At 69.9% G+C, this 24,694-nt stretch carries 20 protein-coding genes; 13 read left to right on the top strand and 7 right to left on the bottom strand.

Annotated features, from left to right (window positions below; genetic code table 11):
• Positions 1 to 77 precede the first annotated feature (77 nt).
• Positions 78 to 707: a peptidase gene (locus tag ACWD04_RS13630; RefSeq protein WP_451131372.1), complete on the bottom strand. Its 630-nt coding sequence runs from the start codon at positions 705 to 707 to the stop codon at positions 78 to 80.
• The gene (locus ACWD04_RS13625; RefSeq protein ID WP_451131370.1) at positions 704 to 1,915 is read right to left on the bottom strand and encodes a pyridoxal phosphate-dependent aminotransferase; all 1,212 of its coding nucleotides are present in this window, start codon (positions 1,913 to 1,915) and stop codon (positions 704 to 706) included. Before ACWD04_RS13625 ends, ACWD04_RS13630 begins: the two co-directional genes overlap by 4 nt.
• 68 nt (positions 1,916 to 1,983) lie before the next feature.
• Between ACWD04_RS13625 and ACWD04_RS13620 the strand changes: the two genes are divergently transcribed.
• Positions 1,984 to 2,682, top strand: coding sequence for a winged helix-turn-helix transcriptional regulator (locus ACWD04_RS13620; protein ID WP_451131368.1), 699 nt, complete (start codon positions 1,984 to 1,986; stop codon positions 2,680 to 2,682).
• Positions 2,683 to 2,924: 242 nt separating this feature from the next.
• Positions 2,925 to 3,584 (top strand): uridine kinase, encoded by a 660-nt coding sequence (locus ACWD04_RS13615; RefSeq protein WP_451131366.1) that lies wholly within the window; start codon positions 2,925 to 2,927, stop codon positions 3,582 to 3,584.
• Positions 3,585 to 3,773: 189 nt separating this feature from the next.
• On the opposite strand, the gene ACWD04_RS13610 is transcribed toward ACWD04_RS13615, so the two are convergent.
• The 3 genes from ACWD04_RS13610 to ACWD04_RS13600 form a co-directional block, all read right to left on the bottom strand.
• Positions 3,774 to 5,054 (bottom strand): MFS transporter, encoded by a 1,281-nt coding sequence (locus tag ACWD04_RS13610; RefSeq protein ID WP_451131364.1) that lies wholly within the window; start codon positions 5,052 to 5,054, stop codon positions 3,774 to 3,776.
• Positions 5,055 to 5,150: 96 nt separating this feature from the next.
• The gene (locus ACWD04_RS13605; protein WP_451131362.1) at positions 5,151 to 5,696 is read right to left on the bottom strand and encodes a methylated-DNA--[protein]-cysteine S-methyltransferase; all 546 of its coding nucleotides are present in this window, start codon (positions 5,694 to 5,696) and stop codon (positions 5,151 to 5,153) included.
• A 48-nt stretch (positions 5,697 to 5,744) separates the two neighbouring features.
• Positions 5,745 to 6,617, bottom strand: coding sequence for a glycerophosphodiester phosphodiesterase (locus ACWD04_RS13600; protein ID WP_451131360.1), 873 nt, complete (start codon positions 6,615 to 6,617; stop codon positions 5,745 to 5,747).
• A gap of 214 nt (positions 6,618 to 6,831) precedes the next feature.
• On the opposite strand from ACWD04_RS13600, the gene ACWD04_RS13595 reads away from it, so the two are divergent.
• From ACWD04_RS13595 to ACWD04_RS13575, 5 genes are all read left to right on the top strand, one after another.
• Complete coding sequence (locus tag ACWD04_RS13595) at positions 6,832 to 7,704, top strand: MHYT domain-containing protein (RefSeq protein WP_451131358.1); 873 nt, start codon at positions 6,832 to 6,834, stop codon at positions 7,702 to 7,704.
• A gap of 39 nt (positions 7,705 to 7,743) precedes the next feature.
• Complete coding sequence (gene uvrB / locus ACWD04_RS13590; RefSeq protein WP_451131356.1) at positions 7,744 to 9,864, top strand: excinuclease ABC subunit UvrB; 2,121 nt, start codon at positions 7,744 to 7,746, stop codon at positions 9,862 to 9,864.
• 131 nt (positions 9,865 to 9,995) lie between these two features.
• Complete coding sequence (locus ACWD04_RS13585) at positions 9,996 to 10,574, top strand: TerD family protein (RefSeq protein WP_451131354.1); 579 nt, start codon at positions 9,996 to 9,998, stop codon at positions 10,572 to 10,574.
• A 122-nt stretch (positions 10,575 to 10,696) separates the two neighbouring features.
• On the top strand, positions 10,697 to 12,643 hold the full coding sequence (locus tag ACWD04_RS13580) for a TerD family protein (RefSeq protein ID WP_451131678.1): 1,947 nt from the start codon (positions 10,697 to 10,699) through the stop codon (positions 12,641 to 12,643).
• A gap of 267 nt (positions 12,644 to 12,910) precedes the next feature.
• Positions 12,911 to 13,906, top strand: a complete 996-nt coding sequence (locus tag ACWD04_RS13575; protein WP_451131352.1) for a TerC family protein — start codon at positions 12,911 to 12,913, stop codon at positions 13,904 to 13,906.
• 66 nt (positions 13,907 to 13,972) lie between these two features.
• Here the strand turns inward: ACWD04_RS13575 and ACWD04_RS13570 are convergent, their stop codons facing one another.
• Together ACWD04_RS13570 and ACWD04_RS13565 are read right to left on the bottom strand one after the other, a co-directional pair.
• Positions 13,973 to 14,629: an MBL fold metallo-hydrolase gene (locus ACWD04_RS13570; RefSeq protein WP_451131350.1), complete on the bottom strand. Its 657-nt coding sequence runs from the start codon at positions 14,627 to 14,629 to the stop codon at positions 13,973 to 13,975.
• Between the two features lie 10 nt (positions 14,630 to 14,639).
• On the bottom strand, positions 14,640 to 15,329 hold the full coding sequence (locus tag ACWD04_RS13565) for a maleylpyruvate isomerase family mycothiol-dependent enzyme (protein WP_451131348.1): 690 nt from the start codon (positions 15,327 to 15,329) through the stop codon (positions 14,640 to 14,642).
• Positions 15,330 to 15,504: 175 nt separating this feature from the next.
• Here ACWD04_RS13565 and uvrA point away from each other — a divergent pair, with 175 nt between their 5' ends.
• The 6 genes from uvrA to whiA all read left to right on the top strand — a co-directional run bounded on the left by uvrA (position 15,505) and on the right by whiA (position 24,373).
• Positions 15,505 to 18,519 (top strand): excinuclease ABC subunit UvrA, encoded by a 3,015-nt coding sequence (gene uvrA / locus ACWD04_RS13560; RefSeq protein ID WP_451131346.1) that lies wholly within the window; start codon positions 15,505 to 15,507, stop codon positions 18,517 to 18,519.
• A gap of 248 nt (positions 18,520 to 18,767) precedes the next feature.
• Positions 18,768 to 19,196 (top strand): Rieske (2Fe-2S) protein, encoded by a 429-nt coding sequence (locus ACWD04_RS13555; protein ID WP_451131344.1) that lies wholly within the window; start codon positions 18,768 to 18,770, stop codon positions 19,194 to 19,196.
• Positions 19,197 to 19,273: 77 nt separating this feature from the next.
• Positions 19,274 to 21,403, top strand: a complete 2,130-nt coding sequence (uvrC, locus tag ACWD04_RS13550) for an excinuclease ABC subunit UvrC (protein ID WP_451131342.1) — start codon at positions 19,274 to 19,276, stop codon at positions 21,401 to 21,403.
• Positions 21,400 to 22,365, top strand: a complete 966-nt coding sequence (rapZ, locus tag ACWD04_RS13545; RefSeq protein WP_451131340.1) for an RNase adapter RapZ — start codon at positions 21,400 to 21,402, stop codon at positions 22,363 to 22,365. Before uvrC ends, rapZ begins: the two co-directional genes overlap by 4 nt.
• Positions 22,362 to 23,393, top strand: coding sequence for a gluconeogenesis factor YvcK family protein (locus tag ACWD04_RS13540; RefSeq protein WP_451131338.1), 1,032 nt, complete (start codon positions 22,362 to 22,364; stop codon positions 23,391 to 23,393). The genes rapZ and ACWD04_RS13540 overlap by 4 nt, the downstream gene beginning before the upstream one ends.
• A complete protein-coding gene (gene whiA, locus ACWD04_RS13535; RefSeq protein ID WP_104789934.1) occupies positions 23,384 to 24,373 on the top strand; it encodes a DNA-binding protein WhiA in 990 nt (329 codons plus the stop codon). The genes ACWD04_RS13540 and whiA overlap by 10 nt, the downstream gene beginning before the upstream one ends.
• The last annotated feature ends 321 nt before the right edge of the window (positions 24,374 to 24,694 follow it).

Here is a 24,694-nt window from a genome sequence, read left to right as displayed (position 1 = left end):
TGCTCCGCCGCGACGCCGGTCCCTTACGCCGGAACAGGAGCGAAGGCGGGACCTCGGACCGCCGTGAAGGTGAGCCGCTACGCGTCCGTTGCCGGGGCGCCGGGAAGGCAGACTCCGCGGCCTGCGAAGAAGCGCTCGAAGTCCGGCAGCGGAAGGTCGGCCGCGCGGGTGATGGCCGTCGTCCCCGACGGGTTGTGGAGGTGGACGCCGGCCCCGTCCGCCGTTCGGGAGGTCAGCAGCACCAGATGGCCACCGCGCCCCGGAGCGGCCTGTTCCGGGTGCCGGATCCCGTAGTGCACCGAGGCCATCACCCTTCGGCCCTGGTCCAGCAGGTCCAGGATCGCGGCAAGGGAGAGGCGCCGGTGGACGACCGCGCCGAGGCCATGGACCTCGGAGACGTACCGGGCGAAGGGAGCGTAGACCAGTCCCTTGATCACCCCGTCGGCGTCCTCCGTGTACGCGTCGTACTTCAACGCCCCGTCCCGCAGGGCGAACAGGGACGGGGCCCCGGTGCCGAGCGCCATGCGCAGGCAGGTCATACCGCACAGATGACCTGCCCAGCGGGCGTACTCGGCGGGCGACGCCGCGCCCGAGTCCGCCCAGCGTGGGTCCTCGGCCGGATCGAGCCCGCCCTCGACGATCGCCTCCACCAGACCGGGAGAGGCGAACTGCGTGTGCACGGGGGTACGGCAGGTCCGGCAGGTCACTGGCGGTATCCGTTCAGGAAACGGCCGATGCGGCTGATGGCGGCGTCCAGGTCGTCGGCGTGCGGAAGGGTGAGGATGCGGAAGTGGTCCGGGCGCGGCCAGTTGAAGCCGGTGCCCTGCACCACCTGGATCTTCTCCTGCAGCAGCAGGTCCAGGACGAAGCGTTCGTCGTCGACGATGTGGTGGACTTTCGGGTCGATGCGCGGAAAGGCGTACAGCGCGCCCTTCGGCTTCACGCACGACACCCCGGGGATCTCGTTGAGCCGTTCCCAGGCCCGGTCGCGCTGCTCGTGGAGCCTGCCGCCCGGGGCGACGAGGTCCCGGATCGACTGCTGGCCGCCGAGTGCCGCCTGGATCGCGTACTGCGCGGGGGCGTTGGGGCACAGCCGCATGGAGGCGAGCATGGTGAGCCCCTCCAGATAGCTGCGGGCGTGCTGCTGAGGACCCGACACCACCATCCAGCCCGAGCGGAATCCCGCGACGCGGTACGTCTTGGACAGCCCGCTGAAGGTGAGACAGAGCAGGTCGGGCGCCAGCACCGCCACGCTGTGGTGCTCGGCGTCGTCGTAGAGGATCTGGTCGTAGATCTCGTCGGCGAACACCATCAGCCCGTGCCTGCGCGCCAGGTCGAGCATGCCGTCGAGGACTTCCCGGGAGTAGACGGCGCCCGTCGGGTTGTTCGGGTTGATGATCACCATGGCCCGGGTACGGTCGGTGATCTTCGAGGCCATGTCTGCGAGGTCGGGGTTCCAGTCCGCGCCCTCATCGCAGGTGTAGTGCACGGCCTTCCCGCCCGCGAGCGTGGTGACGGCGGTCCACAGCGGAAAGTCGGGACTCGGGATGAGAATCTCGTCGCCGTCCTCCAGGAGCCCCTGCACGGCCATCGAGATCAGCTCGGAGACCCCGTTGCCGAGGAAGATGTCGTCCACGTCGACGTCGTTCAGCCCCATCGCTTGATAGCGCTGCGCGACGGCACGGCGTGCGGACAGGATGCCGCGCGAGTCGGTGTAGCCGTGTGCCTGGGGGAGCATCCGGATCATGTCCTGGACGATCTCCTCCGGCGCCTCGAAACCGAAGAGTGCCGGATTGCCCGTGTTGAGGCGGAGCACGCTGTGCCCTGCCTCCTCCAGGGCGTTGGCCTGCTCGATGACCGGGCCCCGGATCTCGTAACAGACCTCGTTGAGCTTGCTGGACTGCCGGAACTCCATGCGGTGCCTCCCCGACCTGAATTGCGATACTTGGTTTTACCAAGCTCGGGCTTGGAAAGTCCAACAACATGTCTAGACTGCGTCGCATGCCACGTCAGCAGCAGCCCGCACGCCCCGCCCGTCGCCGGAGCTACGACCAGTTCTGCGCCACCGCCCGTGCCCTCGACTCCGTCGGTGACCGGTGGACCCTGCTGATCGTCCGTGAACTGCTCGCAGGGCCCCGCCGCTACACGGATCTGCACGCTGATCTGCCCGGAGTCAGCACGGACGTGCTGGCCTCCCGGCTCAGGGACATGGAACAGGGTGGCCTGGCCGTGCGCCGCCGCCTGCCACCGCCCGCGGCGGCCGCGGTCTACGAACTGACCGAGCACGGCCGCGGACTGCTCCCGGTCCTCACCGCGCTCGCCCGGTGGGGCGCGCCCGCGCTCGGTGAGCGCCGCCCCACGGACGCGGTCAGGGCCCACTGGTTCGCCCTGCCGCTGCTGCGGGCCCTGGACGGTCTCACCCGCAGTGGCGTCGTCGAAGTGAGGCTCGCGGAGGGCGAGTTCCACATCCGCACCGGTGCGGAAACGGTGGGAGGTGACGCATACGGGTTCGGCCCCGCCGACCACCCGGACGCGTGCCTCGTGCTGGACACGGAGGCCGTCCTGGCGCTCGGGCGCGGTGAATGCACCCTCGCGGAGGCGGTCGAGCAGGGGCGGGCCGAAGTGCTCGGTGAAGGACCGCTCGCCGACGAACTCCGCGGCGGTCGGGGTCCACGAGTCTGATCCCTCCCGTCCCACTGTTCGGCATCGCAGAGACGTTCAACGGCGGATGGGGCGAGGGGTGTGCATGCCACCGGCACATCGGGCAGGGCCTCGGGACGAACGCGTCGTGCCGCGGAGGCCTGCCCGCTCCCCGCGCACGGCGAACTCTCCGGCCGGGCGGGCCTTGCCGTACACGATGCCGGCTGGGTCACCGGTCATGATGCGGCAGGGCGACGATGGATGCGCAGGGCGATGATGGGTGCGTGCAATTTGAACCCATCACCTGGGAACGGCTGGCCCGCACCCTCGCCGCCCATGCCGACGGACTCCGACCGGCCGACGGCGGGTCCTGGCTGAGGATTGGCGTCGACGGCGCCCCCGCCGCCCGCCCCGAAGAGCCCGCCGCGCACCTCGCCGAGGCGCTACGGGCCCGCGGGCGTCCGGTGCTCACGGTCTCCACGGGCGGCTTCCTGCGCCCGGCCAGCCTGCGCTACGAGTACGGCAAGGAGGATCCGGACTCGTACGCCGACAGCTGGTTCGACAGCGGGGCACTGTGGCGCGAGGTGTTCCGCCCGCTCGAGGCGGGCGGCACCGGACGGGTCCTGCCCGATCTCTGGAACCCCGGGACGGACCGGGCGACCCGCAGCCCGTATCAGGTGCTTCCCGAGGGCGGGGTGCTTATCCTTCACGGACCGCTGCTCCTCGGGCACTGGTTCCCGTTCGACCTCGGAGTACATCTGAGCCTCTCGCCGGGTGCGCTGCGACGGCGTACGGAGGAGAGCGAGCGGTGGACGCTGCCCGCCTTCGCGCGGTACGAGGACGAGATCGCCCCGGCCGAACGGGCGGACGCGGTCGTACGGGCCGACGACCTCAGCCACCCCGCCTGGACGGGGCTCGGCGACCAGGGCCTTCCGTTCGGATAGGGCCGGATCGCCGAGGGCCCACATGGGCCCGGCCGCCCTTCAGGTGAGGGCTTCCCGAACCTCGGCGGAGAGCTCGGGGACGTGGCGGCCGGTTTCCTGCGATGTGTATGCCTATCGGCTCCGATGCTGCCCCGTCCCTGTCGCAGGCGCGGAGCACGCAGACCCGGACGGGGGGAGCCCGTCGGCACCTCAGGCCTCCTCAGACACCGTGCAAGGCCTGCTGAGCGCCCGCCGCAGGGCGAGCGCGGCCATCGGCAGCAGCAGGCAGGCGGCGGTCATGTTCAGCCAGCCGTAGCTCAGCCGGGAGACGATCACTCCGGCGACCGCGCCGCCGATGCCCGCCGCCGCGTTCATCGTGAGGTCCGAGAGGCCCTGCACCGCGGCGCGAGCGGCCTGCGGTACGGAGTCGGTGAGCAGTGCCGAACCGGCGACCAGACCCGCCGACCAGCCGAGGCCCAGGACGAACAGCCCTGCGGCGGTGCGGCCGTGGCCCGTGCCCGACGTACCGGCCAGCAGCGCGGCGCAGCACAGCAGCCCGACGGCCAGCCCGATGACGGACAGCCTTCCCACCCGGTCGGACAGCCACCCCATGACGGGGGAGAACGCGTACATGCCCGCGATGTGACCGCTGATGACCAGCCCGATCAGCTGGATGTCCGCACCGTGGTGCCCGAGGTGGACCGGAGTCATCACCATGATCGAGACCATGACGGTGTGGGACGCGGCGACGGTCACCAGCGCCAGCCGGGCCATCGGGGAGGCCCGCACCGCCGCGACGCCGGCACGCAGGGAGCGCTTCGTGGCGGCCCCGGTGTCCTGCGGAGCCAGCGCGCGGGCGGTGAGCAGCGGATCGGGGCGCAGCAGGACCGCGACCACGATGCCGGTGAGCAGGAATATGACGGCGGCCCAGGCGAACGGACCGGCTGTCTCGGGCACGGAGGTGCCCCGGAAGACCCGGCCGGCGGGGGCCGAGATGTTCGGGCCGAGCACCGAACCGATCGTGGTGGCCCAGATGACGGTGGAGATCGCCCGGCCTCGGCGGTCAGGCTCGGCCAGATCGGCTGCGGCGAACCTCGCCTGGAGATTGGCCGACGAGCCGGCGCCGAACCCCGCCATGCCGACGAGCAGGAGCGGGAAGCTGCCCAGCACCGCGGCGGTCACCACCAGGGACGCGCCCACCGCCCCGATCAGATAGGCGAGGACGAGTCCGGGGCGCCGGCCTCGCGAGGTCATAAGGGCGGCCAGCGGCAGTGACAGCAGCGCCGTACCCGTCACGGAGGCGGTCGGAGCGAGCCCGGACAGCGCCTCCGAGCCGCTCACCTCCGCCGCCAGGACCGGGGCCAGGGCGATGCCGATGGCCACGCCGAGGCCGCCGAGTATCTGGCTGCCGATGAGGACGGCGGACGTCCTGCGCTGCAGGGCCGGAAGGTCCGCGGCCGTGGCCCGGGGGCGGGGGAGGGCGGTCGTCATCGCCGCAGTGTGCCAGCTCGTGCACCGGTGCGACATCACGTATCCGGCCCTTGCGGGACGACGCACCCTGGGCGGGGGCCGCCGGAGCAGCGGCTCCTAGAACAGCGGCCGCGGAAGTATCCCCTCGAGTGCCAGCAGCTGCCGCTTCGTCTCCGGCCCGCCGCCGAACCCGCCCAGCCCTCCGTCGTTCTCCACCACCCGGTGGCACGGAACCACCACCGGCAGCGGGTTGGAGCCCATGGCCGCCCCCACGGCCTGGGCGGCGCCCGGCCGGCCGGCCCGGCTCGCCAGGTCTCCGTAACCCACGACCGTCCCGTAGGGCACGCCGGAGGCCAGCTCGCGGAGCACCTCGCGGTGGAAGCCGGAGCACAGCGACCAGTCGAGAGCGAGTGAGAACTCCCGCAGCCCTCCGGCGAAATACGCCGCGAGCTGACGCACCGGCTGCGCCAGCAGCGCGGAGTCCGGGGCCTCCACGGGCTGCGCGCCCAGCCGGGTCCGCAACTGTCCGAGCGCCTTGTCCCGGACCGCGGGGCGCGCGTGGAGGACGACGGTCACCAGACCCGCGGGGGTCGCGGCGAGCAGGAGCGGGCCGATGCCGCTCGGCACGACGGACCACTCCACGACCTGCTCGCTGCTTTCCATGCGGCCCACCGTACGACCGGCCACCGACAACGCCGGCCCGCCCGGCTCTCAGCGGGTGGCGTCCCGGACGGTGTCGGGGTTGTTGGTGATGATGCCGTCCACACCGAAGCCGGCCACCGCCGCGGCCTTCGCCGCGTCGTTCACCGTCCAGGTGTTCACCTGGAGAGGCTTGCCGTGGACGCCCTTCAGCTTCTGCACCGCGGCGACGTAGTCGGCACTGATCGTCGTGTACGACGGATTGATCTGGTCGGTGAACGCCGCGTACGACGGCAGATCGGCCACCGCGGGGGTGCCCAGGAAACCCGTGACGACGTCCGGACGGTGAGCGTGGACAGTTTTCACACTCTCTGCACCGAAACTCTGGATGATCAGTTTGTTCTTGACGTGACCGCGGTCGAGCCACCCCTCCTTGCGCAGGACACGAAGGGTCTCCTTCTCGATCCCCGGGTAGGTCTCCGGGCTCTTGATCTCCAGGAGCAGCTTCTGGCGATTGCGCTCCACGCGGTGCAGGTACTGCGTGAGCGTCGGCACCCGGGCCCCCTCGAAGCCGGCACCGAACCAACTGCCCGCGTCCAGCTTCGCGATCTCCGCCGCGGTGAAGTCCTTGACCGCCCAGGGCGCACGGCCGGGGAAGACCTGCTCGACGTCGGTGGTCCTGCTCAGGGTGGTGTCGTGCACGACGACCAGCACACCGTCCTTGGTGAGCTGCACGTCGTTCTCCACCCACGCGATGCCCAGGTCATCTGCCGCGTCCACCGCCGCCAGGGTGTTCTCCGGGGCGTAGGCGGACGCTCCCCGGTGGGCGTAGACGACCGGGCTGTCCCGGGCGGCCGAGGCCTGCGCCTGGGTGGCGGGCAGCAGAACGCAGGTGCCGAGCAGAGCGGCGACGGCACCGGATGCGGTTGCTGTGCGTGCGGACACGTGTACTCCTCGCGTCGAGATGTGGACAGGCCGAGACTCCCATCCGGTCCCCAACGGACGGGAGGGTGATGATGGCCATGGTGTGAACGGAATGTCGGCGCCGGATCCTCGGAGGGCCCGGAGAGGGATAAAATGCCGTCCTTATGTTTGCTTGCCAGGCCTTGCCCTTTAGGGTCACCCCCGAACCCGGGCACACCGCGAAGGGCGTACCAGCATGCAGGGCACAGTTGACGGATTCACCTACGGCCTCGTTACCCCCGTCACGGCGTTCCTGATGGCATGCCTCGGTGCTGCTCTCGGTCTTCGCTGCACCGCACGGTCCTTGCGTACCCGAGGTGCGTCCAGAGCCGGCTGGCTTGCCCTCGGCGCGACCTCCATCGGATCCGGCATCTGGACGATGCACTTCATCGCGATGCTGGGCTTCTCCGTCCGGGAAGCGCCGGTGAGCTACGACTGGCCCCTCACCTTCGCCAGTCTCGCCGTGGCTGTCGTGATGGTCGGGATCGGCATCTTCCTCGTCGGCTACCGCGGCGCCACCCGCATGGCACTGGTCACCGGCGGGACGATCACCGGGCTCGGCGTCGCTTCCATGCACTACCTCGGCATGGCAGGGATGAACTTCGAGGGACTGTTCGAGTACGACACACTCACCGTCGCGTTCTCCGTGATCATCGCCGTGGTGGCCGCGACTGCCTCGCTGTGGGCGGCCGTCTCCGTCCACGGATTCCTTCCCAGCCTCGGCGCCAGCGTGGTCATGGGCGTGGCCGTGAGCGGGATGCACTACACGGGAATGGCCGCGCTCGAGGTGCACGTGCACCCCGACGCCGTACCGGCACCGCCCGGCGCGTCCCCCACCTCGCTGCTGCTGCCGATGATGATCGGCCCGGGCTGCTTCCTGCTGCTCGCCGCGGTGGTCGTGATGATCGACCCCCTGGTGGTGACCGGTGAGCCCGGAAGGGCCGGCCGGCCGTCCGGTCACCCTCCCACGCGCGGTGGGCCGGGGACCTCGATCCCCGTCCAGCGCCGCTACACCCCGCCCCACGAGCCCGTCTCACACAGGGGGTACCGGCAGCCGCGGAACCGTTGATCCTCCGCCGTTGTCAGTGAGGGGTCGTACGGTGGTTGCATGCGGCCAGTCTCGAAGATCGAACGTTCGGTGGCGCCTTTCGAGGTCGTCAGTCCCTACCAGCCCAGCGGTGACCAGCCCGCGGCCATCGCCGAGCTGGACCGTCGCGTCCGGGCAGGTGAGAAGGACGTCGTCCTGCTCGGCGCGACCGGCACGGGCAAGTCGGCGACGACCGCCTGGATGATCGAGAAGCTGCAGCGCCCCACCCTGGTGATGGCGCCGAACAAGACGCTCGCCGCCCAGCTGGCCAACGAGTTCCGGGAGCTCCTCCCGAACAACGCCGTGGAGTACTTCGTCTCGTACTACGACTACTACCAGCCCGAGGCGTACGTCCCGCAGTCGGACACCTACATCGAGAAGGACTCCTCGATCAACGAGGAGGTCGAGCGGCTGCGGCACTCCGCCACGAATTCGCTGCTCACCCGGCGCGACGTCGTCGTGGTCGCCTCCGTCTCCTGCATCTACGGCCTGGGCACCCCGCAGGAGTACGTGGACCGGATGGTCCAGCTCAAGGTCGGCGACGAGATCGACCGTGACCAGTTGCTGCGCCGCTTCGTCGAGATCCAGTACACCCGCAACGACCTCGCGTTCACCCGCGGCACCTTCCGGGTGCGCGGCGACACGATCGAGATCTTCCCGGTGTACGAGGAGCTCGCCGTCCGCATCGAGATGTTCGGCGACGAGATCGAGGCGCTCTCGACCCTCCACCCGCTCACCGGCGAGGTCATCAGCGAGGACACCGCGCTCCACGTCTTCCCCGCCAGCCACTACGTGGCGGGCCCCGAGCGCCTGGAGAAGGCGGTCGGCGGCATCGAGCAGGAGATGGAGCAGCGCCTCGCCGAGCTGGAGAAGCAGGGCAAGATGCTGGAGGCCCAGCGGCTGCGCATGCGCACCACCTACGACATCGAGATGCTCCGCCAGATCGGCACCTGCTCCGGCGTCGAGAACTACTCGATGCACTTCGACGACCGCTCTCCCGGGACCGCCCCCAACACCCTCCTCGACTACTTTCCCGAGGACTTCCTCCTCGTCCTGGACGAGTCGCACGTCACCGTGCCGCAGATCGGTGCGATGTACGAGGGCGACGCCTCCCGCAAGCGGACCCTCGTCGACCACGGCTTCAGACTGCCGTCCGCCCTGGACAACCGCCCGCTGAAATGGGAGGAGTTCCTGGGCCGTATCAATCAGACGGTCTATCTTTCCGCCACACCCGGGAAGTACGAGATGTCCAGGGGCGACGGTTACGTCGAACAGATCATCAGGCCCACCGGCCTCGTCGACCCGGAGGTCGTCGTCAAGCCCACCGAGGGCCAGATCGACGACCTGGTCCACGAGATCCGCAAGCGGACAGAGAAGGACGAGCGCGTCCTGGTCACCACCCTCACCAAGAAGATGTCCGAGGACCTCACGGACTACTTCCTCGAGCTGGGCATCCAGGTCCGCTACCTCCACAGTGACGTCGACACGCTGCGCCGCATCGAGCTGCTGCGCGAGCTGCGCTCCGGTGAGTACGACGTCCTGGTCGGCATCAACCTCCTGCGCGAGGGCCTCGACCTGCCCGAGGTGTCGCTCGTGGCCATCCTCGACGCGGACAAGCAGGGCTTCCTGCGCTCCGGCACGTCGCTGATCCAGACCATCGGACGTGCCGCCCGTAACGTCTCGGGGCAGGTCCATATGTACGCCGACAAGATCACCCCGGCGATGGCACAGGCCATCGACGAGACCAATCGCCGGCGTGAGAAGCAGATCGCCTACAACACCGAGCGCGGGGTAGACCCGCAGCCGCTCCGTAAGAAGATCAACGACATCGTGGCGTCCATCGCCCGCGAGGAGGTCGACACCGAGCAGCTGCTCGGCACCGGTTACCGGCAGACGAAGGACACCAAGGCCCCGGTTCCTTCGCTGGGGGGCAAGGCCGCCGCCGGGGGCAAGGCGAAGAAGGGCGGCGCAGTGGTCACCGACCGGCCCGCTGCGGAGCTCGCGGGGATCATCGAGGAGATGACGGACCGCATGCGAGCGGCCGCGGCGGACCTGCAGTTCGAGGTGGCCGCCCGGCTGCGTGACGAGGTGGGGGAACTGAAGAAGGAACTGCGCCAGATGAGGGAGGCGGGGCTGGCCTGATCCCGTGGGGCCCGCAGTGTTGCAGGACCGACACGAAACGGTCCATTGCTCCTTCTCGCCTGCGGGGACTGCGTAGGGTGCGGGGAGACCGCACACCGACGGGTGCGGGGCAAGCGGAGAGGGGACAGCGCGTGACGGTCAACATGACCAAGGGCCAGGCCATCAGCCTGCAGAAGAGCGACGGGGGGACCCTGACCGCGGTACGGATGGGGCTCGGCTGGCGGGCGGCCCCGCGCCGCGGGCTGTTCGGCTCGCGCACCCGGGAGATCGACCTGGACGCCTCGGCGGTGCTCTTCGCCGACAAGCAGCCCGTGGACGTCGTGTTCTTCCGCCACCTGGTCAGCGACGACGGCTCGGTCAAGCACACCGGCGACAACCTGGTCGGCGGCGCCGGCTCGGGCGGCGACGACGAGGCGATCCTGGTCGACCTGCAGCGGATCCCGGTCCACATCGACCAGATCGTCTTCACGGTGAACTCGTTCACCGGCCAGACGTTCCAGGAAGTGCAGAACGCCTTCTGCCGCATCGTCGACGAGACCAACGGCCAGGAGCTCGCCCGCTACACGCTGGACGGCGGCGGCCAGTACACGGCGCAGATCATGGCGAAGGTGCACCGCGCGGGCAGCGGTTGGCAGATGACCGCCCTCGGCAACCCGGCCAACGGCCGGACATTCCAAGACCTGATGCCGGCGATCCTGCCGCATCTGTAGGCGCGCCAGGGGCACGGGCGACACCTGGCCCTCAGACCCGTACGAGCAGCTCCCGGTGGCACCCGCCGCCGGGAGCTGCGCCCATGGCAGGGCACCACACCGAACGTCGAGGGGACAGGGCATTGACGGCCGAGCTGGTCCGGGGGCAGAACCACACCTTGCCCCAGACCCGTCTGGAGATCAGGGTGTCGGCGGGCTCACCCGTCGTGGCCGGGGCCACGCTCGGGGACGAGCGGGGCACGGTCCGCGGTGCCGAGTGGATCGCACACCCCGCCTCGCACCAGGTGCCCGGGCTGGAGGTGTCCAGACAGGCGGCGGCCGACCACCGGCTCGCCGTGGACCTGGACGCCCTGCCCGACGCGGTGCACCGCGTCACCGTTCTCCTCGCCCTGCCGACAGGGCCCGGGCAGCCGGGGAGCTTCGGTGCGGTCGCCGCACCCTTCGTGGCCGTCACCGGACTCGACGGTGCCGAGATCGCCACGTTCACCCTCACCGGCCTGGACACCGAGGCCGCAGTCTCGGCGCTGGAGCTCTACCGCCGCCAGGGCGTCTGGAAGGTCCGCGCCGTCGGCCAGGGCTACGCCGCGGGGCTCGCCGAGATGCTCGCCGACCAGGGTGTGGCGGGGGCGGTGGAGCTGGCCGCCTCCATCCAGGAGGCCGTGGCCTCCGGTCTCGCCCGCTCCGTGACGCCGCCGCCCCGTACTCCTGGCGGTGAGCGGGTGGGCCACTCCGCAGGCCCTACGGCCTCCGGAGGCAATGGTCGGCCCGTCGTCCCGGCGCATGCCCCCGAGCCGGCGCAGCCCTCTGAGCCGCCTGCCGGCCCCACGCCCCCGCGCACTCCCGGCGGCCCCGTCAGCTATGCGCACCCGCGGCGTCAGACCTCGGCGCCGCCCCCGACGCAACCGACTTCCCCGCCTGCCGCGCCGGGACAGCCCGCGCAGCCAGTCGCCGGTGACGCCGCAGGCTGGTCCATGGACGAGCGCCTCTACAACCAGATCTGGGGCATGTTCGAGGACCTCGCCCGCGCCGTCGCCGCCTACCGCAGCGCGGTGGACTTCGCCGAGTCCCGGATGGACCAGGAGCTCGACCGGGCCCTGTCCGACCCGCGCGGCCGCATCGGCGGTGCGGGTGACCGCGCCCGGGAGGAGGCCCGGGCCAAGCGCGACGAACTCACCGGCCGGGCACGTGAGGCGCTCGATCGCGATCTCGGCCGGCTCGCCGCCGAGTCCGCCGTCGTCGAACCGGCTCTACCTGCCGCGTACGCGGGCTGGGGGAACCCCGTCTGGCACAGCTACCGCGTCCCGATGGAGACGCCGATGGCCCTGCGCATCGGCGACCTCCATCTGCCCGAGGGCACCGGCCTGCGCATCCCGCTCCTGGTGCGGCTCCCGCTGGAGCGCGGGATCTGGGTCGACAGCGGCCGTACCGCCTCCGAGGCGTCCGCCGCGACAGACGGGGACCAGCTGCGGACGTCGGCCATGCAGACGGCGGTCGCGCTGGCCGCGCGGCTGCTCGCCGTCCACCCGGCGGACGAGTTCTCCGTGCATGTCATCGATCCGGCCGGTTCCGCCGCCGGTCCGCTCTCGCCCCTGGCCGGCTCCGGCGTGCTCGCCGGGCCGCCCGCCGCAGGGGCACAAGGCGTGTCCTCGGTCCTCGCCCACCTCACCCGTCGCGTCGATCTGGTGCAGATGGCGATCAGGGCCGGCGCCGCGGACGCGCTGCCTCCGGACCTCGACACGGGGGAACATCTGCTGATCGTCAACGACTTCCCGCACGGCTTCGACGACAAGGCCGTCACCCAGCTGCGCTATCTGGCCGACGAGGGCCCCTCGGTGGGCGTGCACCTGCTGATGGTGGCCGACCGCGAGGACGCCCGGGCCTACGGCCCGGTGCTCGATCCGCTGTGGCGCTCCCTGCTGCGAATCACCCCCGTGGCAGGCGACCACCTCGCCGACCCCTGGGTGGGCCACGCGTGGACGTACGAGCCGCTGAGAGCGCCCCAGGGCAGCCGTGTCCTGGAGCAGGTCCTCGCGCTGGTGGCTGCGGCCCGGCGCACCGGCCGGCGCTGAGCCGGATGACGGAAAGTCAGATGTACTGCATTTAGGCCCTGAGCTGGCACTTTGATCCAGCTTTGGCGAGGACTTTACTGTTTCTTGGTGCTTCATGTAATGTTCTTGGTGCGGAGGGGAGTACTCCCGATCGCGGCGTTCCCGTCAATACGGACTGTGACCGGTCCCGGGGCGTCGGCCCGGCGCGCATCCCGTGCTCCCGGGTGGAAGAGACCTCCGGCAGCGACGACGCTGATCCATAGCCCGTAGCAAACTGCCGGAGGCGCAGTGGACGTTTCATGGACTCTCTGGGTGCTGACCATTCTTGGTCTGATCGCCCTCATCTCTGTCGACTTCTTCATCGGGCGCAAGCCTCATGACGTGTCGACCAAGGAAGCCGGAATCTGGACCATCGTCTGGATCGCGCTGGCCGCCCTCTTCGGGCTCGGCCTGCTGATCTTCGGTGAAAGCCAGGCCTCGGGTGAATTCTTCGCCGGCTTCATCACCGAGAAGTCGCTCAGTGTCGACAATCTCTTCGTCTTCATCCTGATCATGGCGAAGTTCTCGGTGCCCACCCACCTCCAGCAGCGGGTGCTGCTCATAGGTGTGCTGATCGCCCTGGTGCTGCGTGCGATCTTCATCGCAGCCGGTGCCGCGGTCATCGCCAACTTCTCGTGGGTCTTCTACATCTTCGGCGCGTTCCTGATCTACACCGCCTGGAAGCTGATCCAGGAGGCGCGGGCTGACGAGGACGAAGAGGAGTGGGAGGAGAACCGTCTCCTGAAGTCGATCGAGCACCGCTTCGGTGTCGCCGACAAGTACCACGGGACGAAGCTCTTCATCCGGAACAACGGCAAGCGCATCATGACCCCCCTGATGGTGGTCATGCTCGCCATCGGCACCACCGATGTGCTCTTCGCACTGGACTCGATCCCGGCGATCTTCGGCCTGACTCAGGACCCGTACATCGTCTTCACCGCGAACGCCTTCGCGCTGATGGGCCTGCGTCAGCTGTACTTCCTCATCGGCGGTCTGCTGAAGAAGCTGGTCCACCTCAGCTACGGGCTCTCGGTGATCCTGGGCTTCATCGGCGTCAAGCTGGTGCTGCACGCACTGCACGAGTCCGGGGTTCACGTCCCGGAGATCTCCATCTCGTTCTCCCTCGCCGTCATCGGCGGCGTCCTGGTGATCACCACGATCACCAGCCTGATCGCCAACAAGAAGCAGGCGGCGCTGGAGGCCGAGAAGAAGGACGACAGCGACAACGTCGGCGCGGAGAAGTAACGCTCGACGGACACGCCGACGGCCGGGGCCCCATGTGGGGCACCCGGCCGTCGGGCGTTCACCGGTTCACCAGCCGCGTGCGCGCCACTCCGGCAGGTGCGGCCGCTCGGCACCGAGCGTGGTGTCATGACCGTGGCCCGGGTAGACCCACGTCTCGTCCGGCAGCCGTTCGAAGAGCTTGGTCTCCACATCGTGGAGCAGGCTCGCGAACGCCTCCGGGTCCTGGCGCGTGTTGCCCAGGCCACCGGGGAAGAGGCAGTCCCCGGTGAACAGGTGCGGCGCCCCGTGCGGGTCGTCGTATACCAGGGCGATGGACCCCGGGGTGTGGCCGGTCAGATGCCGGGCGGTCAGCGAGACCTGGCCCACCCGGACCGTGCCGCCGTCCTCGACGAGCTCATCGGTCGGGACCGGAATGCCCTCGGCGTCGTACCTCCCGGAGTACGTCCGTGCTCCGGTGGCCGCCACCACCTCACCGAGCGCCTGCCAGTGGTCACCGTGCCGGTGCGTGGTGACGACGGACGCGATGCCGTCCCCGCCGATCAGCCGCAGCAGGGTTCCGGCCTCGTCGGCCGCATCGATCAGGAGCTGCTCGCCGGTGGCCCGGCAGCGCAGCAGATACGCGTTGTTGTTCATCGGGCCGACGGCGACCTTGGAGATCATCAGATCCGTCAGCTCGTGCACATCCGCAGGTCCGCCGACCTTGACCGCTCCGCTGTACGTCATGTGACGCAGCCTATAGCGGGGGCAGTGCGGGAAGGGTGCCGCCCTCGACGGTGAGCGCGGAGCCGTCCCGGCGTCCGCAGAGCCAGCCGAGGATGTCTGGGGCCGTGCCCCGGACGATGACCGGAGTGCCGTCGGCCCCGCCGCCCGTGGTCCACACATGGCCGTCCGCGGTGACCGCCGTCGTGGGGACGATGGCGGGATGCCCGGCGAACCGCTCGGCCAGGAAGTCGTTCTCCCGGATCACGAACTCCTCCGGCAGCTCCTCCAGCTCGTATCCCACCCCCAGGTCCACGTGGTGCAGCTCGACCTCGACCCAGCGGCGGAAGGGGACCCGGGACGCCGAATCCGTCACGCCGTTGCGCATCGTGATCGTGCGTGACCAGTCGGCCGGCGCCTCGGCCGCGGCCAGGAATGCCGCTCCGCTCCCGCGCAGATCGGCGAGGTGTTCGGCCGGCGGCCGAAGCGCGTCCCGTTCGATGTCGGCGTCCCGGGTTTCGCTGTTCGCGTACATCGGGCGCCCCTGGAGAACATTCACGAGGGCGTCGGCGTTACGTGACAGGTGGGCGAGAACATGGCCGCGGCTCCAGCCCGGCAGACGGGACGGCTCGGCGACGGCGCCGGCGTCCATCTTGCCCGTGGCGCTCAGCAGTCTGGCGGTCGCTTCACGTACCGCTTCCAGGTCACGCGCATGATCAGTCATGAGCCGAGCGTAGACCCCACCACTCATTCGGGTGATGGAGTCTTCGGTCGTCCGTAAATCGAATGCGCGTGCTATACGCTCGGAGTCGAAAGCTTCTTACATCGCTGAAGCGCCCCCCATACCCTGGGACAGGGGCTCAGTTCCCCCACTTATCTCCAGAAAGGTGCGGACCGGCGTGGCCGACCGTCTCATCGTCCGTGGCGCGCGCGAGCACAACCTGAAGAACGTCTCGCTCGATCTCCCCCGTGACTCCCTCATCGTCTTCACCGGGCTCTCCGGATCGGGCAAGTCCTCGCTCGCGTTCGACACGATCTTCGCCGAGGGGCAGCGGCGCTACGTGGAGTCGCTCTCCTCGTACGCCCGGCAGTTCCTCGGCCAGATGGACAAGCCGGACGTGGACTTCATCGAAGGCCTCTCGCCCGCCGTCTCCATCGACCAGAAGTCGACCTCGCGCAACCCGCGCTCGACGGTCGGCACCATCACGGAGGTCTACGACTACCTCCGGCTGCTCTTCGCCAGGATCGGCAAGCCGCACTGCCCCGAGTGCGCCAGGCCCATCGCGCGTCAGTCGCCGCAGGCCATCGTCGACAAGGTGCTCGGCCTGCCCGAGGGCAGCCGCTTCCAGGTCCTGTCCCCGCTGGTGCGCGAGCGCAAGGGCGAGTTCGTCGACCTCTTCGCCGATCTCCAGACCAAGGGTTACAGCAGGGCCCGCGTCGACGGAGAGACGATCCAGCTGTCCGAGCCGCCCAAGCTGAAGAAGCAGGAGAAGCACACCATCGAGGTGGTCATCGACCGCCTCACGGTGAAGGACAGCGCCAAGCGCCGGCTGACCGACTCCGTCGAGACGGCGCTGGGCCTCTCCGGCGGCATGGTCGTGCTCGACTTCGTCGACCTCGAGGCGGACGATCCCGAGCGTGAGCGGATGTACTCCGAGCACCTCTACTGCCCGTACGACGACCTCTCCTTCGAGGAGCTGGAGCCCCGCTCCTTCTCCTTCAACTCCCCCTTCGGAGCCTGCCCCGACTGCACGGGCATCGGTACGCGGATGGAGGTCGACCCGGAGCTGATCGTCCCGGACGAGGACAAGTCCCTCGACGAGGGTGCGATCCACCCCTGGTCGCACGGTCACACCAAGGAGTACTTCGGCCGCCAGATCACCGCGCTGGCCGACGCCCTCGGATTCCGTACGGACATCCCCTGGGCCGGACTGCCGCAGCGGGCCAGGAAGGCTCTGCTCCACGGTCACAAGATCCAGACCGAGGTGCGCTACCGCAACAGGTACGGGCGCGAGCGCGCCTACACCACTCCCCGCTTCGAGGGCGCCGTCCAGTACGTCAAGCGGCGGCACTCCGAGGCGGAGAGCGACTCCAGCCGGGAGCGCTACGAGGGCTACATGCGCGAGGTGGCCTGCCCGACCTGTGAGGGAACCCGGCTGAAGCCGCTGGTCCTCGCGGTGACGGTGATGGAGAAGTCCATCGCCGAGGTCGCCGCGATGTCGATCAGCGAGTGTGCCGAATTCCTCGGCCGCCTCAAGCTGAGCGCCCGCGACAAGAAGATCGCCGAGCGAGTCCTCAAGGAGGTCAACGAGCGGCTGAGGTTCCTCGTCGACGTAGGCCTCGACTACCTCTCGCTGAACCGGGCCGCGGGCACCCTGTCCGGCGGCGAGGCCCAGCGCATCCGGCTCGCCACCCAGATCGGCTCCGGGCTCGTCGGCGTGCTGTACGTGCTGGACGAGCCGTCCATCGGCCTGCACCAGCGCGACAACCACCGGCTGATCGAGACGCTTGTCCGGCTCCGGGACATGGGCAACACGCTCATCGTCGTCGAACACGACGAGGACACCATCAAGGTCGCCGACTGGGTCGTCGACATCGGCCCCGGCGCGGGGGAGCACGGCGGCAAGGTCGTCCACTCCGGCTCGCTCAAGCAGCTCCTGGCCAACAAGGAGTCGATCACCGGTCAGTACCTCTCGGGCAGGAGGGTGATCGAGATGCCGGACGTCCGGCGTCCCGTCGACCCGAAGCGCCGGCTCACGGTGCACGGCGCCCGGGAGAACAACCTCCAGGACATCGACGTCTCCTTCCCGCTCGGCGTGCTCACCGCAGTCACCGGTGTCTCCGGTTCGGGTAAGTCGACCCTGGTCAACGACATCCTCTACACCCACCTGGCACGCGAGCTCAACGGCGCCAAGTCGGTCCCCGGCCGGCACACCCGGGTCGACGGCGACGACCTCGTCGACAAGGTCGTCCACGTCGACCAGTCGCCGATCGGCCGTACACCCCGTTCCAACCCGGCCACGTACACCGGAGTCTTCGATCATGTCCGCAGGCTGTTCGCCGAGACGATGGAGGCGAAGGTGCGCGGCTATCTGCCGGGCCGCTTCTCCTTCAACGTCAAGGGCGGCCGCTGCGAGAACTGCTCCGGCGACGGCACGATCAAGATCGAGATGAACTTCCTGCCCGACGTGTACGTCCCGTGCGAGGTCTGCCACGGTGCGCGCTACAACCGGGAGACGCTGGAGGTCCACTACAAGGGCAAGTCCATCGCCGAGGTGCTGGACATGCCGATCGAGGAGGGCCTGGAGTTCTTCGAGGCCGTGCCGACGATCGCCCGCCACCTCCGCACGCTCAACGAAGTGGGCCTCGGGTACGTCAGGCTCGGCCAGTCCGCGCCGACGCTCTCCGGCGGTGAGGCGCAGCGGGTGAAGCTGGCGAGCGAGCTGCAGAAGCGCTCCACCGGCCGCACGGTCTACGTCCTGGACGAGCCGACGACCGGTCTGCACTTCGAGGACATCAGCAAGCTCATCGCGGTGCTGTCGGGCCTGGTCGACAAGGGCAACACGGTGATCGTCATCGAGCACAACCTCGATGTCGTCAAGACCGCGGACTGGGTCGTCGACATGGGCCCCGAGGGCGGCAACGGCGGCGGTCTGGTCGTCGCCGAGGGCACCCCGGAGCACATCGCTTCGGTGCCGGCCAGCCACACCGGCAAGTTCCTCCAGGAGATCCTGGGCGCGGACCGGATCGGTGAGACCACGATGCCCGCGGCCCGCAAGGCCCCTGAGGCGCCCGCGAAGAAGGCCGTCGCCGCGAAGGCGGTCACGGCCCGCAGGACGGCCACGGCCAGGACGGCCGGGAAGGCGGCGGGACAGCCCGCAGCCAAGAAGGCCGCCCCCGCGCGGAAAGCCTGACACCGCCCCGGCCGGGGGCGGCACCCTGCACAAGGGCGCCGCTTCCGGCCGGACGGGCTGTGCCATCCCCGTCGGCTCGTCCGTCCGCCCCGACCCTCTCCGGGGCCGGTCGAAGGGCCGGCTTTCTCCGTCGGTATCGTCGGGTCTGTCGCCCATGCCATCAGATGCGGCCCGTGCCCGGAGTCCGTGGCTCCCGGTGCCCCGGACGGTGACGGCGGCCCTCTGTCCCCCCGACCCGTGGAGACCGCATGTCCGGCCTGCCCGCCGCCCGCCGTACCGTACTGAAGGGTGCCGCTCTCGCCGGTGCCGCCGGGCTGGGAGCGGCAGCCTGCTCGACCGAGTCGAAGCTCGGCCATGCGCAGACGCCCACGCCCACCGCGCCCGTGGAGCTCGGCGCCGCGGACGAGGTCCCGGTCGGCGGGGCGAAGCTCTACCGGGAGCAGCGGGTCGTCGTGAGCTGCCAGGCCGCGGGCGAGTACAAGGCCTTCAGCGCGCAGTGCACCCACGCGGGCTGTCTGCTGGACAAGGTCGAGGGCAACGAGGGCAACTGTCCCTGCCATGGCAGCCGCTTCGACATGACCACGGGCAAGGCCCTGCAGGGGCCTGCCACGGTGCCGCTGCCCTCCGTCCCGTTGAAGCTCGAGGGCGGAAAGCTCGTCGCCGGCCCCGGAGCCTGACCGGCGGGCACGTCCGTCGCAGGCCCCGTGGCCGCGGAAATGCCGCCCTGTCACTGTCCGCCAGTAGGGTGTGAGACATGGCAGACCCCTCCAGCTACCGACCCAGGCCGGGACAGATCCCCGACTCCCCGGGGGTCTACAAATTCCGCGACGAGCACCGCCGGGTGATCTATGTCGGGAAGGCCAAGAACCTGCGTCAGCGCCTGGCCAGCTACTTCCAGGACCTGGCCGGTCTGCACCCGCGTACCCGCACGATGGTCACCACGGCCGCCTCCGTGGAATGGACCGTGGTCTCCACCGAGGTCGAGGCACTTCAGCTGGAGTACACCTGGATCAAGGAGTTCGACCCCCGGTTCAACGTCAAGTACCGCGACGACAAGAGCTACCCCTACCTCGCGGTCACGCTCAACGAGGAATTCCCGCGCGTCCAGGTCATGCGCGGCGCGAAGAAGAAGGGCGTGCGCTACTTCGGTCCGTACGGGCACGCCTGGGCGATCCGCGAGACCGTCGACCTGATGCTCCGGGTCTTCCCCGTGCGTACCTGCTCCGCGGGTGTCTTCAAGAACGCCGAGCGGACCGGCCGGCCCTGCCTCCTCGGCTACATCGGCAAGTGCTCCGCCCCGTGCGTCGGACGGGTCACCCCCGAGGAGCACCGGGATCTGGCCGACGAGTTCTGCGACTTCATGGCCGGCCGCACCGGGACCTACATCCGCCGCCTCGAGAAGGACATGGTGCAGGCGGCCGAGGAGATGGAGTACGAGCGGGCGGCCCGGCTGCGCGACGACGCGGGGGCGTTGAAGCGGGCCATGGAGAAGAGCGCCGTCGTCCTCGCCGACGCCACCGACGCCGACCTGATCGCCGTCGCCGAGGACGAGCTCGAGGCGGCGGTGCAGATCTTCCACGTCCGCGGCGGACGGGTGCGGGGTCAGCGCGGCTGGGTCACCGACAAGGTGGAGGCCGTCGACACGGCGGGCCTGGTGGAACACGCGCTCCGGCAGTTGTACGGGGAGGAGTCGGGTGACTCCGTCCCCAAGGAGGTCCTGGTCCCGGCGCTCCCCGAGGATCCCGACGCCGTGTCCCACTGGCTCGCGGGCCGCAGGGGGTCCCAGGTCAGCCTGCGTATCCCGCAGCGGGGCGACAAGAAGGACCTGATGGGCACGGTCCAGCGCAACGCTCAGCAGGCGCTGGGGCTGCACAAGACCAAGCGCGCCTCCGACCTCACGACGCGCTCCCGTGCCCTGGAGGAGATCGCCGAGGCGCTCGGTCTCGACACCGCTCCGCTGCGCGTCGAGTGCTTCGACATCTCGCACCTTCAGGGTGAGGACGTGGTCGCGTCCATGGTGGTCTTCGAGGACGGACTCGCACGCAAGAGCGAATACCGCCGCTTCCAGATCAAGGGCTTCGAAGGCCAGGACGACGTCCGGTCGATGCACGAGGTCATCGGCCGCCGCTTCAAGCGCTACCTCCATGAGAAGGAGCGGACGGGGGAGTGGGAGGAGACCCCGGCACCCACAGGCCCCGTCCCCGCACCCTCGGAGCTCGCGGAGTTCGCAGGGCCCGCTGGTCCCGCATGTGGTGAATCCGCGGCGCCGGACCCCGCAGCCTCTGCGGCTCAGGGCCCCGCTCCTGCCCGCGAGGAGCCCCGGGAGGAGCCCCGGGAGGAGCCCCGTGAGGACGACGGCCGTCCCAAGCGCTTCGCCTACCCGCCGCAACTCGTCGTCGTCGACGGAGGGCAGCCCCAGGTCGCCGCCGCCAAGCGTGCCATGGACGAGCTGGGCATCGATGACATCGCCGTCTGCGGTCTCGCCAAGCGCCTCGAAGAGGTCTGGCTGCCCGACGACGACGACCCGGTGGTCCTGCCCCGTTCCAGCGAGGGCCTTTATCTCCTGCAGCGCATCCGGGACGAGGCCCACCGCTTCGCCATCACCTACCAGCGGGCCAAGCGGGCCAAGCGCATTCGCAGCAGCCCTCTGGATGACGTCCCGGGCCTCGGCGAGACCCGGAAGCAGTCGTTGATCAAGTATTTCGGCTCCGTCAAGAAGCTGAGGCAGGCGACAATCGAAGAGATCTGCGAGGTGCCGGGGATAGGGCGCAGGACCGCGGAGTTGGTGGCCGTCGCCTTCGCCGCGGCCGCACCGGCCGCACCCGCCGTGAACACCGCCACTGGAGAGATCATCGAAGAGGACGACGGGGGCAGCAGGACATGACCGAGCACACGCAGGAACACCAGGACGACCGCGGCCGAGCAGACGGAGCAGCACACGTGAGTACGGGAAGCACCACGGAGAAGGCCGAGGCCACCACGCCCGCCATCCCCGAGCTGGTGATCATCTCCGGAATGTCGGGCGCCGGGCGCAGCACCGCCGCCAAGTGTCTGGAGGACCTCGGCTGGTTCGTCGTCGACAACCTGCCGCCCGCGCTGATCCCCACGATGGTGGAGCTCGGCGCCCGGTCCCAGGGCAACGTCGCCCGCATCGCCGTCGTCGTCGACGTACGGGGACGGCGCTTCTTCGACAACCTCCGGGAGTCCCTCGCGGACCTGGAGGCCAAGCACGTCACCCGGCGGATCGTCTTCCTGGAGTCCTCCGACGACGCCCTCGTGCGCCGTTTCGAATCGGTCCGCCGTCCGCACCCGCTCCAGGGCGACGGCCGTATCGTCGACGGCATCGCGGCCGAGCGTGACCTGCTGCGTGAGCTGCGGGGCGACGCCGACCTGGTCATCGACACCTCCAGCCTCAACGTGCACGAGCTGCGGGCCAAGATGGACGCCCAGTTCGCCGGCGACGAGGAGCCGGAGCTGCGGGCGACGGTGATGTCGTTCGGCTTCAAGTACGGGCTTCCGGTCGACGCCGACCTCGTCGTCGACTGCCGCTTCCTGCCCAATCCGCACTGGGTTCCCGAGCTCCGGCCCTTCACCGGGCTCAACGAGGAGGTGTCCGACTACGTCTTCGACCAGCCGGGCGCCAAGGAATTCCTCAACCAGTACACGGAGCTGCTTCAGCTCATCGCCGCCGGTTACCGCCGCGAGGGCAAGCGGTACGTGACCATCGCCGTCGGGTGCACGGGCGGCAAGCACCGTTCCGTCGCGATGTCGGAGAAGCTGGCCGCGCGGCTGGCCACCGAAGGGATCGAAACCGTCCTCGTCCACCGGGACATGGGGCGAGAGTGACCAGTCGCAATCTGCGTCTGCGGCGGCTGAGCAGGGCCACGGCCGCGCTCTCCGGCCGTAACCGCGGTACACCCAAGGTCGTCGCCCTCGGCGGCGGCATGGGCCTGTCGGCGTCGCTCACGGCGCTGCGCAGGATCACGGGCGACCTCACGGCCGTGGTGACCGTCGCCGACGACGGCGGCTCCAGCGGCCGGCTCCGAGAGGAGCTCGGCGTCCTCCCGCCGGGCGACCTGCGCAAAGCGCTCGCCGCGCTCTGCGGCGACGACGAATGGGGCCAGACCTGGGCCCAGGTCATCCAGCACCGCTTCGAGTCGAAGGGCGATCTGCACGAGCACGCGGTGGGCAATCTGCTCATCGTCGCCCTCTGGGAACAGCTGGGCGACCACGTCCAGGCCCTCGACCTGGTCGGCAAGCTGCTCGGAGCGCACGGCAGGGTACTGCCGATGTCCGCCGTGCCCCTGGAGCTCCAGGCGCTCGTGCGAGGGCACGACCCGAAGCGCCCCGAGGCCACCGTCACCGTGCGCGGGCAGGCGACGGTGGCTCTGACCCCGGGGGAGGTGCAGTCGGTCCACGTGGTGCCGGCCGACCCGCCGGCGGTTCCCGAGGCGGTTGCCGCCGTTCTCGACGCCGATTGGGTGGTTCTGGGCCCGGGGTCCTGGTTTTCCTCCGTGATTCCGCATCTGCTGGTGCCGGAGCTGCTCGACGCACTGGTGAGCACGAAGGCCCGTAAGGTCCTCTCGCTGAACCTCGCACCACAGCCCGGTGAAACAGAAGGGTTCTCACCGCAGCGTCATTTGGAGGTTTTGGGACGACACGCCCCTAAACTCGCCATGGACGTGGTGCTGGCCGACGAGGCCGCCGTGCCCGACCGTGAGTCCCTCGCCGACGCCGCACAGCGGCTCGGAGCCGCGGTCGAGCTGGCCCCCGTGGCCTCACCCGACGGCGTTCCGATTCATGATCCGGAGCTGTTGGCCGCCGCGTACGACCGTATTTTTCGGATGCATGGAAGGATCGGCCCATGGCGATGACGCCAGCGGTGAAGGACGAAATCTCTCGGCTTCCCGTGACCCGGACCTGCTGCAGAAAGGCAGAGGTCTCGGCGATTCTTCGGTTCGCGGGTGGACTGCACCTGGTGAGCGGCCGGATCGTGATCGAGGCCGAGCTGGACACGGGGAGCGCGGCACGCAGGCTCAAGCGGGACATCCTGGAGATCTTCGGGCACAGCTCGGAGCTGATCGTGATGGCCCCCGGCGGACTGCGCCGCGGCTCGCGTTTCGTCGTGCGCGTGGTGGCCGGCGGCGACCAGCTGGCCCGACAGACCGGCCTGGTGGACGGCCGCGGCCGTCCCATCCGCGGGCTGCCCCCACAGGTGGTCTCGGGGGCCACCTGTGACGCGGAGGCCGCCTGGCGCGGAGCCTTCCTGGCCCACGGTTCGCTCACCGAGCCGGGCCGCTCCTCCTCGCTGGAGGTGACCTGCCCCGGCCCGGAGGCCGCCCTCGCCCTGGTGGGCGCGGCCCGCAGGCTCTCGATCGCCGCCAAGGCCCGCGAGGTGCGGGGGGTGGACCGGGTCGTCGTCCGTGACGGCGACGCGATCGGCGCCCTCCTGACCCGCCTGGGGGCCCATGACGCGGTGCTCGCCTGGGAGGAGCGCCGGATGCGGCGCGAGGTCCGCGCCACGGCCAACCGGCTCGCCAACTTCGACGACGCCAACCTCCGCCGCTCGGCCCGCGCCGCGGTCGCCGCGGGTGCCCGGGTCGGGCGCGCGCTGGAGATTCTGGGCGAGGAGGTCCCGGAGCACCTCGCGGCGGCCGGACGCCTGCGCATGGAGCACAAGCAGGCCTCCCTGGAGGAGCTGGGAGCGCTCGCCGACCCGCCGCTGACCAAGGACGCGGTCGCCGGCCGGATCAGGCGCCTGTTGGCCATGGCCGACAAGCGGGCCCAGGACCTCGGCATCCCGGGCACCGAATCGACCCTGAGCGAGGAACTGGCCGACGGCCTCGTGGGCTGAGAGCCGCAGGAGGTCACCGGCCCGCCCCACGGGTGCGGCCCGGACCCGGGAGGCCGGTGGAAGGGGTTTCCCTCCGGAGCGGGATCCATTCCGGAATTCGGCTGAGCGTCTTTCTCGGAATGGGCCAGGCGCCACCCGGCGAGATTGATTGAGCGCCGCCCCGCCCGATTGAGCGGGGCAGGGTTCAGCAGTTCCCTCGCCCGCGTACACGAAAATATGCACCCGGCGCTTTTATCGATTGAGTGCCGGTCCGCCCAATTGAGCGAGGGGCTCGGCGGGCGGCATTTTCGGCTACGGGCGCTGAGGTGGGGGCGTGGGAGC

This window comes from Streptomyces sp. NPDC002911 (assembly GCF_053591835.1).
This window is presented reverse-complemented; position numbering and strand designations above follow the sequence as displayed.

Coding starts and splice junctions, on each gene's coding strand:
- ACWD04_RS13625 (WP_451131370.1), bottom strand. CDS start 1,915: ATGGAGTTCCGGCAGTCCAGCAAGCTCAACGAGGTCTGTTACGAGATC.
- ACWD04_RS13620 (WP_451131368.1), top strand. CDS start 1,984: ATGTCTAGACTGCGTCGCATGCCACGTCAGCAGCAGCCCGCACGCCCC.
- ACWD04_RS13610 (WP_451131364.1), bottom strand. CDS start 5,054: ATGACGACCGCCCTCCCCCGCCCCCGGGCCACGGCCGCGGACCTTCCG.
- ACWD04_RS13605 (WP_451131362.1), bottom strand. CDS start 5,696: ATGGAAAGCAGCGAGCAGGTCGTGGAGTGGTCCGTCGTGCCGAGCGGC.
- ACWD04_RS13595 (WP_451131358.1), top strand. CDS start 6,832: ATGCAGGGCACAGTTGACGGATTCACCTACGGCCTCGTTACCCCCGTC.
- uvrB (WP_451131356.1), top strand. CDS start 7,744: ATGCGGCCAGTCTCGAAGATCGAACGTTCGGTGGCGCCTTTCGAGGTC.
- ACWD04_RS13570 (WP_451131350.1), bottom strand. CDS start 14,629: ATGACGTACAGCGGAGCGGTCAAGGTCGGCGGACCTGCGGATGTGCAC.
- ACWD04_RS13565 (WP_451131348.1), bottom strand. CDS start 15,329: ATGACTGATCATGCGCGTGACCTGGAAGCGGTACGTGAAGCGACCGCC.
- ACWD04_RS13555 (WP_451131344.1), top strand. CDS start 18,768: ATGTCCGGCCTGCCCGCCGCCCGCCGTACCGTACTGAAGGGTGCCGCT.
- uvrC (WP_451131342.1), top strand. CDS start 19,274: ATGGCAGACCCCTCCAGCTACCGACCCAGGCCGGGACAGATCCCCGAC.
- rapZ (WP_451131340.1), top strand. CDS start 21,400: ATGACCGAGCACACGCAGGAACACCAGGACGACCGCGGCCGAGCAGAC.
- whiA (WP_104789934.1), top strand. CDS start 23,384: ATGGCGATGACGCCAGCGGTGAAGGACGAAATCTCTCGGCTTCCCGTG.